The organism is Bacillus sp. FSL W8-0770 (assembly GCF_038008705.1).
GTDB lineage: Bacteria > Bacillota > Bacilli > Bacillales > Bacillaceae_G > Bacillus_A > Bacillus_A cereus.
Genome location: NZ_JBBOZR010000001.1, coordinates 2,906,701 through 2,922,396, shown reverse-complemented (window position 1 = coordinate 2,922,396; position 15,696 = coordinate 2,906,701). Strand labels below are relative to the sequence as shown.

The window sequence follows — 15,696 nt, the reverse complement described above, 5'->3', positions numbered from 1 at the left end:
CAGAAAAGTAATAATTAATAAATCCTTATATAACAGAAAGGCGGAGTCTCATTAAAGACTTCGCCTTTCAATTATATATAAGTATGATTCGAATAAAAAATAACCTTGTAGTTTAATTGCTTTTTTTAAATTTGCAACAGAATCGGTTAATTTGAAGCAGATTATATACATTTTCTTTAATACTTAATGATTTGAAGGCTGCTAAAGAAAGTTCAAACGATACTGATAAAAGATGTAGAACTCATTTTGAAAGACATCGCTTTTTAATAAGATTAGAACTTGAAACCATACCTTATATAGGAGGAATACGAAATGATGAAAAAAATCCCTCATAAACTACTCGCTGTATCAGCGTTTTTAACTATAACAACTACTTATGCAGTCATACCACTAGAAACTTTTGCAATTGAAATTGAACAAACGAACACTGAAAATATGTCTCTTTCAGCAAATGAAGAACAGATGAAAAAAGCTTTGCAAGATGCTGGTTTATTTGCAAAAGCTATGAATGAATATTCTTATTTGCTAATTAATAATCCAGATGTGAGTTTTGAAGGAATAACTATTAATGGAAATGCAGATTTACCTAGTAAAATTGTACAAGATCAAAAGAATGCAAGAGCACATGCTGTTACATGGAATACACAAGTAAAAAAACAGCTTTTAGATACATTGACAGGCATTATAGAATACGATACAAAATTTGAAAATTATTATGAAACATTAGTAGAGGGGATCAATACTGGAAATGGAGATACTTTAAAAAAAGGGATTACAGATTTACAGGGAGGAATTCAACAAAATCAAAAGTCTGCAAAAGCATTAAAAGAAGAATTAATTCAATTAAAAAATGCTATTGGAGAAGATGTTAGAACATTTGGAAGTCATAAAGAGACATTGCAATCGATTTTAAAAAACCAAGGTGCTGATGTGGAGGCTGACCAAAAGCGTCTAGAGGACCTTTTAGGACAAGTAAAATATCAGAAAGACATAGAATCTAAGGGCTTAGACATGGTGAAAATCCCCTTTATTCCAACCTTGATTGCTGGTGGCATAATGATAGGTGATGCAAGAGGTAAGTTAGGTTGGCTAGAACCTGAATTAGCAAAATTGCGTCAGACTGTAGATTATAAAATAACATTGAATCGTGTAGTTGGAGTTGCATTTCATAATATTAGTGATATGCATAGTATGCTTGATAGTGCTATCACTGCTCTTACTTATATGTCTACGCAATGGGAGGATTTAGATTCTCAATATTCGGGTGTACTGGGACATATTGATAAAGCTGATCAAAAAGCTGATCAAAATAAATATAAATTCTTAACCCCTAGCTTGAATGCAGCGAAAAACAGTTGGAAAACATTAAAAACAGATGTTGTCACTTTGCAAGAAGGGATAAAAATTGCAGAGAAAAAAGAACAGGATTTTTTGAATCAGCTTCGTCCATCAAACGTTTTCTACTTTTATAAAAAAATTCATAACGCATACACTTTTGAAATAAAGACTGGAACAAATGCGCCAAATGCGTCTTATAAAATTATGAATTTAACTAAAAACACTGTTCATAATATGTGGAGTGGAGGGGCTAATACTAACATGTGGGCTGATTGGCTTTCATTCAATCCAAATGATGAATTTGCGGTAGTAGCAGTAGTGGATGGTAAAGAATATGTTGTGTATAAAGACAAAGTCCAAAATATAATGAACTGAATCTGAAAGTAACGAAGTAATTGGAGCTGGAGAATAAACTAGACACCAAGTTAATTGAAAAATTGCAATGGCATATATCTCCTTATATCCTAGAATAATTTGCTCAAGAAAAAGAATTTGTTCAGCGAAAAAGTAAATATTGAACCAAGGAGTTAGTTGTCTTATGTGTATGGTTTTACCGAAAGGTTTCAAGTACATTACTCATACAATTATGTAGTTATCCTGAAGCATCTACAGGTGTTCTTATCGACCTTGAAGAACTACTTAGCTTCCTAAGTTGAGTGATTTTATGCAAAATTAAGTAAACGTTTTTGTACATAGATTAGTTGACATTTATATAGTTTTTTTCCATTTTTAAAGATAGTTTTGTTTTTTATGTTATTTTTCAAAAATTACTGCTGAAATTTCTATATTCATCACTCAGCATATAATCATTGTTTGATGAAATGACATACCACGTCCCTTAGAGTTTCAGACATATTACGATAAATTAAAGAAAAAAGATAATAGTAGTCAACGGTTACTATTATCTTTTTTGAACTATTTTTCATTAAAATATCTCATCTGCTGTGCCCCTTATTTACTTTTCTAGATTTTATCCTAGTTTAAAATTTATGCATTTGAACTGTTTATACAATTTGTAGGATTTTTAGCTTTTTTGTCGAATACACTTAATGCAAGGAGGGACATTACATGATTATTAAAGATTATTTCATCAACCTTTCTATTTTTTCTTTATTAGTTAGCGCAGCAATATTTATTCAAGTGTTTACAATTAATTCTAGTCGATATTTTGAAAAGCTCTATGGAGGGATTATTGCAGTTACGTTAATGTTCTTTTCTTTTCCATACATGGGATTTTCCTACGATCTTCGAGTTGTTCCTCTTATTCTATCTTTTATTTACTTTGGTCGTATTGCTGGTTGGATTACGTTAATTAGCATAATTGTAATGCGTATCTTTTACACAGGAGGGTACTGGGAACCTCCTGTGATTGCTTATTTAGGTATGGGGATTCTATTTTCTACCTTTAAAACTTATTTTAAAAAACTACATCCTTTTAAAAGTGCATCGTTATATTTTTCTGTTTTTATTGGAATAAAGTGGTTAGTTGGCGTATTATTTAATACTACATTACTTTACACAGGAGGCTTATTATATATAGCGTTAGGACTTTTAATTGGGCTATTTCTTATGGAAGCCTACCAGAGATTGTATTATTTAACACAGGACTTATCTAAAATGAATCGAGAATTAAAAAAATCGAAGCAAGAACTTGCAGATACCGTACATGAGCTTCAAGGAGGAATTTTTAAATTTAAAAAAGTGGGTAAGCACTTTATACACACTTTATGTGATGGACAGTTTTATTATCAAAACGGATTTTATTCTGAACAGGTGGTAGGAAAAAGCTTACGTACTATTGATGCTTCTATTGTTCCTCCACATTTAGTTCCACAATTGATGAAGTACTATCTTCAGGCATGGGAAGGAAAAGAAATTATATTTGAATTACCTTGGCCAAATGATAAAACTATTATTCTTATTGCGCTTAGGCCGATTAAACGAAATGGACAAGTTATTGAAGTTGTTGGTTCTACAGTTGATATAACCGAAAGGAAAAAGGTAGAATCAGAATTAAGCGCTACCAAAGAATTATTGGAATCATTTATAAAGCACAATCTAGATGCTATTACCATTTCTGATCGAGAAGGGCATATTTTACAAGCGAATAAAGCTTATGAAAAGATATTTGGGTGGTCATCACAAGAAATCATAGGTAAGAGATTACCTTGTGTACCAGATTTTTTAATGGAAGAATCGATTAAAAATATTCAGAAAATTCTAACAGGTGAATCTGTGGTTACTAGATTAGAAACTGTTAGACAAAGGAGCGATGGGAGTCTTCTTGATGTCAGTCTGACAGTTTCTCCTATACTAGATGTAAGAGGAAATGTGATAGCTTTATCAGCAATATGTAGAGACATCTCTGAAAGAAAACAAGCAGAAAGAGAACGACATCGATTACACCAGCAATTAAGAGATAGTGAAATGAAGTACCGTGCACTAATTGAACAAGCAACTGATGCGGTATATGTAGTAGAGCTGAATGAAGATAATGCTCCAAGTCGATTTATTGAGGTAAACCCTGTTGGGTGTAGAAGATTTGGATATAGTAGAGAAGAGTTGCTCTCATTATCATTTTCAAATGTAGTACCACAAGATTCTCAAATAATCGTAAGGTTATTAGAAAAAATTAAAAAGGGACAAACTTCCTTCACTTTGCAAGATGAATATGTTTTTCCAACAGGAAAAGTAATAACAACTGAGTTTAGTGTTCGTGTTTTTAACTTAAATGGTAAAAAAGTTTTCCTAAGTATTTCTCGTGATATCACTGAACGGCTAAAAACAGAAGAATTATTACGAAAATCTGAAAAACTTGCTGTTGTAGGACAATTAGCGACTGTAATGGCTCATGAGATTAATAATCCATTAACTGCAATGAAAGGGTTCATGCAATTACTAAAATCAACGGAAAATGAAAATAATCAAAGTTATATAAATATAGTATCATCAGAGATTGAGCGTATAGAGAGTATTACAACTGAATTTATGGCGGTAGCCAAACCACAGGTGGTAAAAATAAAACCTAATGATATTAGTGTGCTAATGGATCAAGTTTTAATGCTACTACAACCTCAAGCAATGATGAATAATATAAAAATTAGAATTGATCTTAACCCTGGTATTCCATTGATTTCATGTGAAGGAAATCAATTAAAGCAAGTATTTGTTAATATATTAAAAAATGCAATTGAATCTATGCCGATGGGAGGAGAAATTCTCATTCAATTAAATATACTTGATAATAATCAATTAAGTATTCGTTTTATCGATCAAGGGTGTGGGATTCCAAAAGAACGTATACCATACCTCGGAGAACCTTTTTATAGTATTAAAGAAGAGGGGATTGGCTTAGGGTTAATGATCTGTTATAAAATCATTGAAACACATCAGGGAAAGGTATTTATTGAGAGTGAAGTGAATAAGGGAACTACAGTTGAAGTCACTCTCCCTATTTGTACACTTCAAAATTAATACACTCTTTTACTGAAATTTTATAAATTTGTGAGCAGTTAGCTTTGGCTAGCTGCTTTTTTGCATATATTGTAATGGATTCTTCATATTACGGCTTTTTGATGTTTCATATATGGATTTTGTAGCTTTTAAGAACTCTGTAAGTGTTTTGTAATATTTACGAGAGACTTTTTTAACAGTTATGAGAGAGAAAAGAAAGATTTGTTATATATGATGAAATTAATCTTACTAGTAGGTGTTCTAATTGACCTAGAAACCAAGGAGGAAAAATAACAATGAAACAATTGAAGCCAGCAATTAGTGTATTAGGTAGTGTATCGATGGCACTGACTCTAGTATCTCCTGCTTTAGCAGATGTAAAACAACCGAATCCAGGAGGTACAGTTGAAATATTTAAAGAAAATGCAAATGCAAAAAAAGAAGATAAGAATTTCACGCTCGGATCTGATGGGGAGATAGGTTCGCTCATTACACAAAACATTGAAATGGCAAACAATGATTGGGACAAAGATGGTATTTCTAACGACTTAGAGATTAATGGTTATAAAATTGAATTCAATTCACAAACTGGAAAAAATGAAGCGAAAGCATGGGATCCTGAGAAGGATAAAGGGAAACCAAAATTTATATCGAATCCTATGAATGCAAATACGGATGGTGATCCTTTTACTGATATGTATGAGGTTGAGAATTATAACAACGATTCTGATACTAATTTCAATCCGATAGTTGCCAACATACCGAATTTGCAAATTGGTGTCAAACGAATTGAGGTAATTCCTATTGCAACCATTACGGATAATAATGGCGGATCAGTTAGCAGAGGGTGGGAAAAAAGTGTATCTACACAACATTCATTTAATGTAGGTTTAAGTGGTTCAGGTGGTGTAGAAGGCTCAGCAGCCGGCCCTGTTCCTTCCGGAAGTGTTTCAGCAAATGTGGGATATGGATATTCAAAAACAACTACGGAAACGGAGAGTTATACAAATAATTTTGATTGGTCTACGGCAACAACTGTGGATACAGCGAACGCAGCAAAATTACGGGTACATTTGGAATATAAGAATGTAGGAACAGCATCCGCTGAAAATGTTTCGCCACATTTTAATATTCGTTTAGGAAACAAAATTATTAATACTGTAAAGGCAACACAAGATCGTTATAAAGCAAACTATTTAAGTACAGAAAAAGGTGGACGGAATAAAACAGAAGTAGTAATTGACAGTTTAGAAGGACAAGCAGATGCAAATATTGTCTTATCTTTGGATGAATTAAAAGCTGTTGAACAAGGGGAACTTCTTTCGATTGAAGTTTTACCTACAAGTACAATGGATTTATCTATTGAAAAAGGTGAAGAAATTATGCATTTGGGGGATTCAGGGAGATATGAGTCTAGAGTGAATGCAGCTACTGAACAATTAGAAACAGATATAGGAAATATACCAAAGTTTAGGATATATACTCCTAAAGACAAATCCCTTGCTGATAAGCCAGTTTTATCCTATAACGAAGTTTTTCAACATGTAAATATAGATACGAAAAAAGTGAATCATATTGTAAACAAGGCTAAAAGTACTAATAACGTATCAGTGGTTTCAGCTAATAATGGAACTGATGCATTAAACGATTTAAAAGCGGGACAGGGAGATGGCGGTTATTTACATAAAGATTCTGTACACGGTGCTTTTGCAAAACTACAGCAACCAACATTAGTAGAAGGTAGTTATGATTCTGTGACGCAAAAGATTAGGGCAACAGTTTTACCGGGTTTATTTGGAGTGAGTAAAGAGATTCCTACTACGTATAACAAGAAATGGAATGCTCCATCACAAACAGTAACACTAGTTAAACGTGAGAATGGATTTACATATGAGTCTAGAGAAAATATACACCCTATTAAATCTGAAATTGCTGCGCACAGAAAAGTTACATTTGAAATCAATGACGCACACAATTTAACGCCTATACAAAAGATTGATACTGAAATTAAAGCTAATAAAGAATTTGAAGATTATGTAGTAGATAATTCAGGTGAATTTGTTACAGAAGGAGTTCCTTATACTGTGGCCTCATATGGAAATACAGCTTATTGGGGAAGTCATCATGCCGGGAATAAATGGGAGTATCTTTGGTCTGAAAAATCTAGTGATGAAAAAGTGAATGTAATTATTGAAAGAGTAGGTCAACCTAAACCTGGAAAACCAATTAAAAAGGATGAAGAGGTATTAATTAAATTTCAAAATCCTATTTATTCAGATTATGCATATTTAAAACTTCAAGATAGTTATATCCATTTAGATCAAAAACAGAACGCAAGTACTTTTAAATTTAATCATGCATATCCAAAGAATTTCACTGGACACCATAAGCAATGGAACATACTATCTAATGGTAACAAGTTAAAGGTAGGATATTTAATCGATTATATGAAATATGGTAATGGAGAGAATGGGACTGATACTATAGCATGGAATCTATCAAGAGTTCAGTAATAGGTAATAGTTCTGTTGCTAAGTTTGGAAAGAGAAACGGAAATGAATTGAATCCGAAAAGTTAGATACGATAATTTAGGTTACTAATAAGGAATGAGTTCGATGTTAAATCGGACTCATTTCTTTTAATTTATATGATTTAGTAACTACTATTTTAAATACTTATCTAGTCATATAAGTAATCAAATGTTAAGATTACTATCTATATTACATAATTTATTTTTCGAATTTTCATTTGTTTTGAGGCTGAAATGTGGAATTCTGATTTATTTATGTGATTAGTTTCTATATCTTTACCTATAAAGATATTTTTATTGAATAATAGAAAAAAATTTTGTGTTATTGGTGAAAAAGAAGTGAGGATAGTATATGAAGAAAAGAATTTTAATCGTAGAAGATGAAGAAAATATTCGAGAAGTATGCAAACGATATTTAGAAAGAGAAGAATATGAAGTTTATACAGCTGTAAATGGTAAAGAAGGTTGGGATTTATTTCTTACACATCAACCAGATTTAATTATATTAGATTTGATGATGCCAAAAAAAGATGGATGGGAATTATGTGAGGAAATTCGTCAACAGTCAAATGTCCCTATTATTATGTTAACTGCTAAGGGAGAGGAAAGGGATCGGATTTTAGGCTTAACAATGGGGGCAGATGATTATTTAACAAAGCCATTTTCCCCTCGTGAATTAGTATTAAGGGTTCAAATTATACTAAGAAGAGGAAGTCATGTGCCAATACAAGCGAAAGAATCCCTGTTGGAAGTGATAGAGTTTCCAGATTTAAAAATATACCCAAAGACAAGATATGTACTTGTTTGTGATAAGGAAGTGGAGTTAACGGTGAAAGAGTTTGAAGTACTTTATCTCATGGCAAAGCATCCAAAACAAGTATTTTCTCGCTCGCAGCTTCTTGAATTAATTTGGGATTTTGGACATGAAGGGGCATCAAACACAGTTACCGTATTAGTGAGTCGTTTACGTGAAAAGCTCGAGAAGCATACGATAAAGAATCGTTGGATTCATACGGTCTGGGGTATAGGATATCGCTTTGAGCCAAATGGAGGAAATGAAACATGAGATTACGTATTCAATTGTTACTCATGAATCTATTAAGTACCAGTATTATGGTAATTGCTATATGGTATAGTGAGACCAAAATGTTACTTGAACAGGAACAAACGCGGTTATTAACAGTAATTGCATTTGTGGCATTCATTATTTCAACGTTTATTTATTGGTTAATGACACGTCCTATCATGAGATCTATACAAAATTTAATAAAATTGACGAAACAATTTAGTGATAGACACTTTGAAACAATGTATATAATTGGGCAAGAACCACGTGAGTTTAAAGAATTAGCAACAGCCTTTCAACAGATGGCAAAAAAATTAGAAGAAGGGTTTACTAAGTTAGAGGAACAGGAAAACTCTCGTAAGGAGCTAATTACCAATATCTCACATGACTTACGAACACCTATGGCTAGTATGCAAATGATGATAGAAGCATTACAAGATAACCTGATTGAAGATCCTGAAATGAAAAAGCAATACTTAGCAACGGTTTTAAAAGAAATAGAAAGATTAAATGGATTAATTAACGACTTATTTGATCTTTCAAAGTTAGAGTTTGAGCAAGTAGATTTTCACCCAAGTTTCACACATTTAGATAAAGTTCTATTAGATGTATTAGAGTCACATTCTGTCTTATTAGGGGACAAACAAATCCATGTGCAATTGGAGGTCCCTGATACATTACCTCAACTTTTGATTATGCCTTGTAAAATAGAAAGGGTCATAGGTAATTTATTACATAATGCAATTCGATATTCTCCTATCTCTGGAACAATCGAGTTGACTGTAGTGGAAAATAAACTAACTCAAAAGGTCCAATTCACTTTGCGGGATGAAGGAATAGGAATTTCTCCAAATGATCAATTACGTGTATTTGAACGCTTTTTTAGAACAGATCGATCAAGAAGTTCACAATCTGGAGGTTCCGGACTTGGATTAGCTATTGCAAAATCATTAATTGAAATGCACAAAGGGGAAATTGGTGTAAGGAATCGCGCAGATGGTAAGCAGGGAAGTGAATTTTGGTTCACTCTTCCCATCACATCAGTAAAAAAATAAGATGGCTGAAAGACTTTTGTAACATTTATGTTAGAAAAATGAAAGACCTTCTTGTTAACATACTACTACACAGTATGTTACAGGAGGTTTTTTACTTTATGAAAAGAAAATATGTATGGCTTATAGGTGGTTTGATAATTGTATTGGGGATTTTATGGTCATTGTTCCGACCAGAGAAATTATTTATTGATAAGCACGTAAATGAATCATTGCCACAAGCAGAGATACAATCAACTGAAATAAAGCAGCAAAGTGATCGAGTAATAAGGGAAGGTCAGTTTCAAAACGGTGTCCATGAAACAACCGGAACGGCAAAAATTCACCAATTAGCAGATGGAAAACGTGTTTTACGACTTTCTAATTTTGCAACATCTAATGGGCCAGATGTACGAGTTGTATTAGTTCCTACAAATCGTTTGAAAAATAATGAAGACGTGAAAAACTATCAGTATATTGAATTAGGAAAATTAAAGGGAAATAAAGGAGATCAAAACTACGAAATTCCTGAAGGAATAGATGTAAATGAATATGGTTCGGTTTCTGTTTGGTGTAAAAGATTTAATGAAAACTTTGGTGCGGTTTATTTTAATAATTAAATATGAACTTAAAATATCCTTTTACAGGAGGAATTCATATGGGTTATGGTAGTAGCTGCAGCGGACTTAGTTGCTAAGAAGGGCACTTATAAGAGTGTCTTTTTCATATTTCTCAATTTTGGTATATTTTAAGGCTATTGGACGTTTACGGAGAGATTTTATCATTTTAGCAAGAAGACTCCTTCTTACATAAATGGACTAAGCATTCGCTCATTTCCACACATTGGTTCGAGCACTTTCATCTTTTTATCTTTTACAAAAGAAAGGAAAAAATCTAGTTCCTTTCCTTTTACAATTGACTTATTTATTTCATACATTCTTGTACATAGTTCAATGTAATATTCAACCATTCCTTTTTGACCCTTTATCTTTACTTATAAATTGATCATTCTTAATAATCTTACCATTTAAGGGTGAAATTTCATATTTATTATTTTACTCTTAAAAACATATGTATAATGTATTCACAACTAGTCAACATAAGGCATCAGTATCGGTAGCAAGTGTAAAAGTAAATCACTACTATCACAAGGAATCAGCCTTTTTACTCTATTCATTTTTTTATACATTTCTATCCTGGCGCGCTTTTAAGGTTCTCGTTTGTTACTGGATTAGCCGAAAAACTGTATAAAATCTTGCATACCCTTAGTGTGCTTTTTTTCGAAGCGCTGGAAAGCCCCTTTTAAGAAAAAAGAAAAGATACCCTAAGATGCCTTTTCTAATAGTTTTTTAACAGAAGCAACTGCATCCGATAATGATTAATAGAATAAATAATACAACTAATAAAGCAAAACCGCAGCCTTCACCGCAAGTACCACCATATCCCATAATAATAGTTCCTCCTTTAGATAAGAGGGCAAAACTAGGGTTCATTCCATGTATTTTAACAGGTTCACTTTACCTTAAGTTTTTAGGGATTAATTGAGCAGGTGCTTTTGAAAAAAAGAAAAGACCCCAAGGGCGCCTTCCTCCGGCCTGAACAATTTTAATTTTAATAATATGTATTGGACTCCTATCCAAATATAATTTTACCATGTTAAGTTGTTTTGTTCTGGGGTATCATTATATCGCTATATACCTAAAAATACTTACTACCCATTCTTGTTATAAATATTGTTCTGCCAAGGTTAATAGGGGTAGTACCACACATCCATCAACTTAAGGGATATTTTCAAACAAAATGTGGTTTTTTTATATAATTTTTTATTATCTTTTATAGATTTTATAAAAGTAGGCATATCAAATAAACCCTGACAGGTTTCAATTTTTTACTATGCTACCTGAGGATTAGAAGTGGTATACTCATAAACAACACCCAAAATATCAAAGACTGTCTTTTTCTCGTACCGATGAGATTTTCGTCCGTTGTGCTGTAGGAGGTTAAACAGACGAAGGAGAACCTTTGATAATTCTTGGGTGTTTTTGTGTAATGCTTGGTAAAAAAGTGAAAAATAATCCTTAATTATATACATTGCTTTATATTCACTTAGTTCTTTCTGTTTTTTACGTAATAGGAGTTCTCGCATTTTAAACATAGTAGAAGAACATAATAGAATACTAATGAGTTGCCCATAAAGATGACATTCTAATCGCTCTTGTTTAATAGATTTACAACGATGAATTTGAAACCAAGATTTCCATATTTTAAATAACAGCTCAATTTGCCAACGTAATGAATATAGGTCATAGATTTTCTCTTTTGGTACCCATTCCGTAGGAATGTTTGTCATATATACCGTGATACCTTGTAAAAGCTTCGTGCGCTCTGTATATGTAATCCCTTTTTTCTTTTCACGAATAGCTCGGTCACGTAAGCGTTTCTGTTTTTGCTCCTCGGTACATCTATAAACTACAATACGAGTAGGCAGTTTGTCTTTACTCCCTACATATACATCGTGTAATTCATAAACTTGGCCAGGTTTTAATTGTTTCATAATGTCTTCCAAATGAATTTGTATATATACTGGTTTCAATTGAGGAGGTTTTGTTTTAAATACGACTGTTTCGAACTCTTTTCTATATATTTTAGTCGGTAACTTAAGACGGGATAAATAATACCCCTGCTTGTCTTGAATAGACTTAAAGTCTTGTAGACGAAAATATCCTAAGTCACGGATATACAGCTCATTCTTTTGTATCATGTCTGTTCGAGTCGCACCATACGCCTGATCACTTCGTTTTCCTGGTTCAATTTTCACATCAGAAAACTCTCCACTCAACAAGTCATACTCTAGTTGAATTTTCACACCAGCTTTATGACTACATCCTCCGGCACCAGGATACATAGCTGCGAATCGATCTGGAACTTGAAAGGTTGTAGAATCAAGGATGCGAATGCGCTCAAAGTAGGAAGAAAGAGAATGAGAAATCTTAGATACGCCTCCAATCTTAGCCTGTAGAAGCGTAGTAAATACAGTACGAAAAAAGGCTACAGAAGCCGAGTTAAATCGCCGATTAAGTCCTTCCGGACTTAATAAAACTCCTGTTGAAGTTTCTAATTGACTACATAGTTGGGTAAGAGAGGTAGTAGCGACTTGTTGATTTAGCCATACACACAAAGATAAAAAATGATGCCCGTGGCACTTCCGTTTTCGTTTCATCCCGCCTGCTTCTATAGCTAATTGATTAAGTGTAGCGGGAGACATATATCGATATAACTCTTCGGCAAATAAAGACAACTCTTGCTTTTGATGCATATTCATAAAAAGCACGTCACCCTTTCTCATTAATATAAGAAAATAGTAACGCGCTTTTAATTTCAAAAATAGCCCGAATCCTTAAGTTGATGGATGTGGGGTAGTACCACATGCCCATCAAGCTAAAATTTTGAAGTAGACCCAAAATGAAATTTTCCTTTCTCTACAGCTAGTTATTTTGAGAAATGAGCTCATTTTTTTGTACGATACATTTTTTAACTAATTTTGGTTAAGTTATTTTCAAAGAGGTTATTGCTAATTCAATGGATATATCTATATAACACTATGCCTGATTTTTAAAATAGAAATTTCTTAAAAACTATATGTAACTTCTTTCTGAAAGGAAGGTATTATCAATTGAAACCGTATGGAAAAATACCTGATAACTCTATAAAATCTTTACAGGATTTAATGCAATTACTAAAAAAATCTAAAGATTTTATAACATTGGAAATTACTTCCGATAATTCCTCTATAGTCATTTCATATTTTAGAACCTTAATCGATGTAAATATATTTCATGAAGAGGTTTTGACTTATATAAAAGAGAAGAGCTTCAATTCGTTACAAGATATTCGGTCTGTCTTACCCTTTGAAAATTCAAAAATAACAAATCAAATTGAAGATATTCAGGATAGTATTTTAAATGGCTATATACTTATTCAGTTCGATACAGATAAACTAAATTGTTTGTTAGTAAATGTGTCAAAGAAAGAAAAAAGGGATATTACAAAAGCTGAAATTGAATATAATATTGTGGGTCCGCAAATCGCATTTGTCGAAGATTTAGATGTAAATTTAAATTTAGTACGTAGAAAGCTTCCAACACCTTATTTACAAATGAAAGAATTGAAAGTAGGATCTCTCTCTAACACAACTGTTGCGATTGTATTTATTGAGGGAATTGTAAATGATCAAAATCTACAAGAAATTATAAAAAGGGTAAGTCAAATAAAAACAGACCATGTTTTGGATAGTACTTATTTGATGCAGTTAATTGCAGACAACCCGAATTCTATATTCCCTCAATTTTTGAATACAGAACGTCCGGACCGTGTGGCAGCTGTATTAGCAGAAGGGAAAATTGCACTTCTTGTAGATGGCTCGCCTTATGCCATCACTCTTCCAACAACATTAATTGATTTTTTTTCTACGACAGAAGATTACACCATGCCTTGGATTATAGCCTCTTTTTTTCGTCTATTAAGGCTTTTTGCTTTTATATTTTCTGTCTTAACGACGCCATTATATGTCTCGATCTTAACATATCATTACGAGCTTATCCCAAAAGAACTTCTTGAAACGTTAATCATATCGAGAAGTAAAGTACCTTTTCCTCCATTAATTGAAGCACTTTTTTTAGAAATAACGATTGAATTACTGAGAGAAGCAGGGGCACGTTTACCAACTAAAGTGGGTTTAACTGTCGGTATCGTAGGTGGTATTGTAATTGGACAAGCATCGGTAGAAGCAAGTCTTACAAGTAACGTACTTATTATCATTGTTGCACTTTCAGCTCTTAGTTCATTTACAGCACCAATATATCGAATTGGTAATACAATTCGAGTAATTCGTTTTCCTTTTATAATATCTGCACACCTATTGGGCTTATTAGGAATTGTTTTAACAAGTTCTTTCCTTTTAGTACGCTTATTACGTACAGAATCATTAAGACGTCCTTATTTGTTCCCTTTTTATCCTACACGTCCTACAGATTGGAAAGACAGCATTATACGTATGCCAATCTCAGCGATGTTTCGACGTCCTATTTTTTCAAGGTCTAAACAGCGTTTTCGCTTTAATCCAGAAGAGGTAGAGAAAAATAAAATCATATCACGAAATGATTTTGATGATTGAAATTAACAGGGAGGAGCATTATGAAACAGATCCCAATTGAGTATCAAGTCTCGCCATATATGGTATTTTTTTTAATTATTACTATACAGTTGGGAGTTGGTATGCTTGGTTTTGAAAGGATTAGTGCAAAATTAGTTGGAAATGATGCGTGGATTAGCACGCTACTTTTTGGAATATCTGTTAATGTTATGATTTGGATCATATATCAGATTTTAAATCAGGGTAATGGAGACATCATTGCAATCAATCAAAACGTACTTGGAAAATGGATTGGTGGATTGCTCAACTTCATTTTTTTATCCTATATTGTATTGTTAGGTGCAACAACACTACATACTTATATCGAAGTAGTACATGTTTGGATGTTTCCTTCAATTTCATCTTGGGTTATAGCAGGGGCTTTTTTGGGTCTATGTTATTACATTGTTACTGGAGGATTTCGTGTAGTTGCCGGAATCGGCTTCTTTGGAATCGTTATCCCAAGCATTCTAATCTTCACATTTTTTTATCCTTTGCAGTATGCAGATTTCCAGAATTTATTTCCAATTGCACAGCATTCATTCCTAGAAATTATGAAAGGAATGAAAGGAAATATGTTTAGTTTTTTTGGATTTGAAATGTTATTGCTGTACTACCCATTTATTAAAAAGGCAAAAACGTCTCAAAAATATGCGCACTATGCAAATTTAGTAACGACTATTGTCTACACATACCTTATGATTTTAACTCTTGCATTTTTTAGTGAAAAACAACTAGCGAGTGCGATATGGGCATATTTAAGCATGATTAAAATTATACAATTTCCCTTTATAGAGCGGTTTGAATACATTATTGTTTCTGTTTGGGCTTTTTTTATATTACCCAATGTTTCCTTTACATTATGGGGAGTAAGTCGTGGTATAAAAGAGGCACTGGGAATAAAGCAAAAATATGTTTTGCCAGTTATCATCCTATTCATCTTTGTTTTATCATTTTTCTTGAATAATCGTAATAAAATTAACTTATTAAATACTTGGACAGGTCAAATGGGCTTTGTATATATATATGTATACCTACCTGTACTATGGCTAATTCAAACGGCCAAAATAAAGTTAAGGAGATAAAC

At 32.7% G+C, this 15,696-nt stretch carries 10 protein-coding genes and 1 pseudogene; 8 read left to right on the top strand and 3 right to left on the bottom strand.

The features are described from left to right. The first annotated feature begins 312 nt into the window (after window positions 1–312). The 6 genes from hblB to NST27_RS15040 all read left to right on the top strand — a co-directional run bounded on the left by hblB (window position 313) and on the right by NST27_RS15040 (window position 10,038). Complete coding sequence (gene hblB, locus NST27_RS15065; protein ID WP_000976144.1) at window positions 313–1,713, top strand: hemolysin BL regulatory component HblB; 1,401 nt, start codon at window positions 313–315, stop codon at window positions 1,711–1,713. A gap of 693 nt (window positions 1,714–2,406) precedes the next feature. Further along, the gene (locus NST27_RS15060) at window positions 2,407–4,812 is read left to right on the top strand and encodes a PAS domain S-box protein (RefSeq protein WP_000584297.1); all 2,406 of its coding nucleotides are present in this window, start codon (window positions 2,407–2,409) and stop codon (window positions 4,810–4,812) included. A 275-nt stretch (window positions 4,813–5,087) separates the two neighbouring features. Further along, the gene (locus NST27_RS15055) at window positions 5,088–7,304 is read left to right on the top strand and encodes a binary toxin-like calcium binding domain-containing protein (RefSeq protein ID WP_000811551.1); all 2,217 of its coding nucleotides are present in this window, start codon (window positions 5,088–5,090) and stop codon (window positions 7,302–7,304) included. 369 nt (window positions 7,305–7,673) lie between these two features. Then, window positions 7,674–8,387 (top strand): response regulator transcription factor, encoded by a 714-nt coding sequence (locus NST27_RS15050; protein ID WP_000746049.1) that lies wholly within the window; start codon window positions 7,674–7,676, stop codon window positions 8,385–8,387. Beyond that, window positions 8,384–9,442 carry a sensor histidine kinase gene (locus NST27_RS15045; RefSeq protein WP_002098245.1) on the top strand — a complete coding sequence of 353 codons (1,059 nt, stop codon included), beginning with the start codon at window positions 8,384–8,386 and terminating at the stop codon, window positions 9,440–9,442. The genes NST27_RS15050 and NST27_RS15045 overlap by 4 nt, the downstream gene beginning before the upstream one ends. 98 nt (window positions 9,443–9,540) lie before the next feature. Next, on the top strand, window positions 9,541–10,038 hold the full coding sequence (locus tag NST27_RS15040) for a DM13 domain-containing protein (RefSeq protein ID WP_000824728.1): 498 nt from the start codon (window positions 9,541–9,543) through the stop codon (window positions 10,036–10,038). A gap of 188 nt (window positions 10,039–10,226) precedes the next feature. Here NST27_RS15040 and NST27_RS15035 read toward each other — a convergent pair. The 3 genes and pseudogenes from NST27_RS15035 to NST27_RS15025 all read right to left on the bottom strand — a co-directional run. Continuing rightward, window positions 10,227–10,388 (bottom strand): annotated as a pseudogene (locus tag NST27_RS15035) (SAM-dependent methyltransferase); the annotation flags it as partial. A 379-nt stretch (window positions 10,389–10,767) separates the two neighbouring features. Next, the gene (locus NST27_RS15030; protein WP_074595434.1) at window positions 10,768–10,866 is read right to left on the bottom strand and encodes a YjcZ family sporulation protein; all 99 of its coding nucleotides are present in this window, start codon (window positions 10,864–10,866) and stop codon (window positions 10,768–10,770) included. A gap of 443 nt (window positions 10,867–11,309) precedes the next feature. Next, entirely contained in the window at window positions 11,310–12,740 is a 1,431-nt protein-coding gene (locus NST27_RS15025; RefSeq protein ID WP_001055922.1) for an IS4 family transposase, read from the bottom strand. A 405-nt stretch (window positions 12,741–13,145) separates the two neighbouring features. Here NST27_RS15025 and NST27_RS15020 point away from each other — a divergent pair, with 405 nt between their 5' ends. Both NST27_RS15020 and NST27_RS15015 read left to right on the top strand, forming a co-directional pair. Further along, a complete protein-coding gene (locus tag NST27_RS15020) occupies window positions 13,146–14,591 on the top strand; it encodes a spore germination protein (protein WP_098356241.1) in 1,446 nt (481 codons plus the stop codon). Between the two features lie 20 nt (window positions 14,592–14,611). Continuing rightward, on the top strand, window positions 14,612–15,694 hold the full coding sequence (locus tag NST27_RS15015) for a GerAB/ArcD/ProY family transporter (protein ID WP_000809694.1): 1,083 nt from the start codon (window positions 14,612–14,614) through the stop codon (window positions 15,692–15,694). Window positions 15,695–15,696: the final 2 nt, after the last annotated feature.

Excerpts from the sequence above, each read along its gene's own strand:
- hblB (WP_000976144.1), top strand. The coding sequence starts at position 313 with ATGATGAAAAAAATCCCTCATAAACTACTCGCTGTATCAGCGTTTTTA.
- NST27_RS15060 (WP_000584297.1), top strand. The coding sequence starts at position 2,407 with ATGATTATTAAAGATTATTTCATCAACCTTTCTATTTTTTCTTTATTA.
- NST27_RS15055 (WP_000811551.1), top strand. The coding sequence starts at position 5,088 with ATGAAACAATTGAAGCCAGCAATTAGTGTATTAGGTAGTGTATCGATG.
- NST27_RS15050 (WP_000746049.1), top strand. The coding sequence starts at position 7,674 with ATGAAGAAAAGAATTTTAATCGTAGAAGATGAAGAAAATATTCGAGAA.
- NST27_RS15045 (WP_002098245.1), top strand. The coding sequence starts at position 8,384 with ATGAGATTACGTATTCAATTGTTACTCATGAATCTATTAAGTACCAGT.
- NST27_RS15040 (WP_000824728.1), top strand. The coding sequence starts at position 9,541 with ATGAAAAGAAAATATGTATGGCTTATAGGTGGTTTGATAATTGTATTG.
- NST27_RS15030 (WP_074595434.1), bottom strand. The coding sequence starts at position 10,866 with ATGGGATATGGTGGTACTTGCGGTGAAGGCTGCGGTTTTGCTTTATTA.
- NST27_RS15025 (WP_001055922.1), bottom strand. The coding sequence starts at position 12,740 with ATGAATATGCATCAAAAGCAAGAGTTGTCTTTATTTGCCGAAGAGTTA.
- NST27_RS15020 (WP_098356241.1), top strand. The coding sequence starts at position 13,146 with ATGCAATTACTAAAAAAATCTAAAGATTTTATAACATTGGAAATTACT.
- NST27_RS15015 (WP_000809694.1), top strand. The coding sequence starts at position 14,612 with ATGAAACAGATCCCAATTGAGTATCAAGTCTCGCCATATATGGTATTT.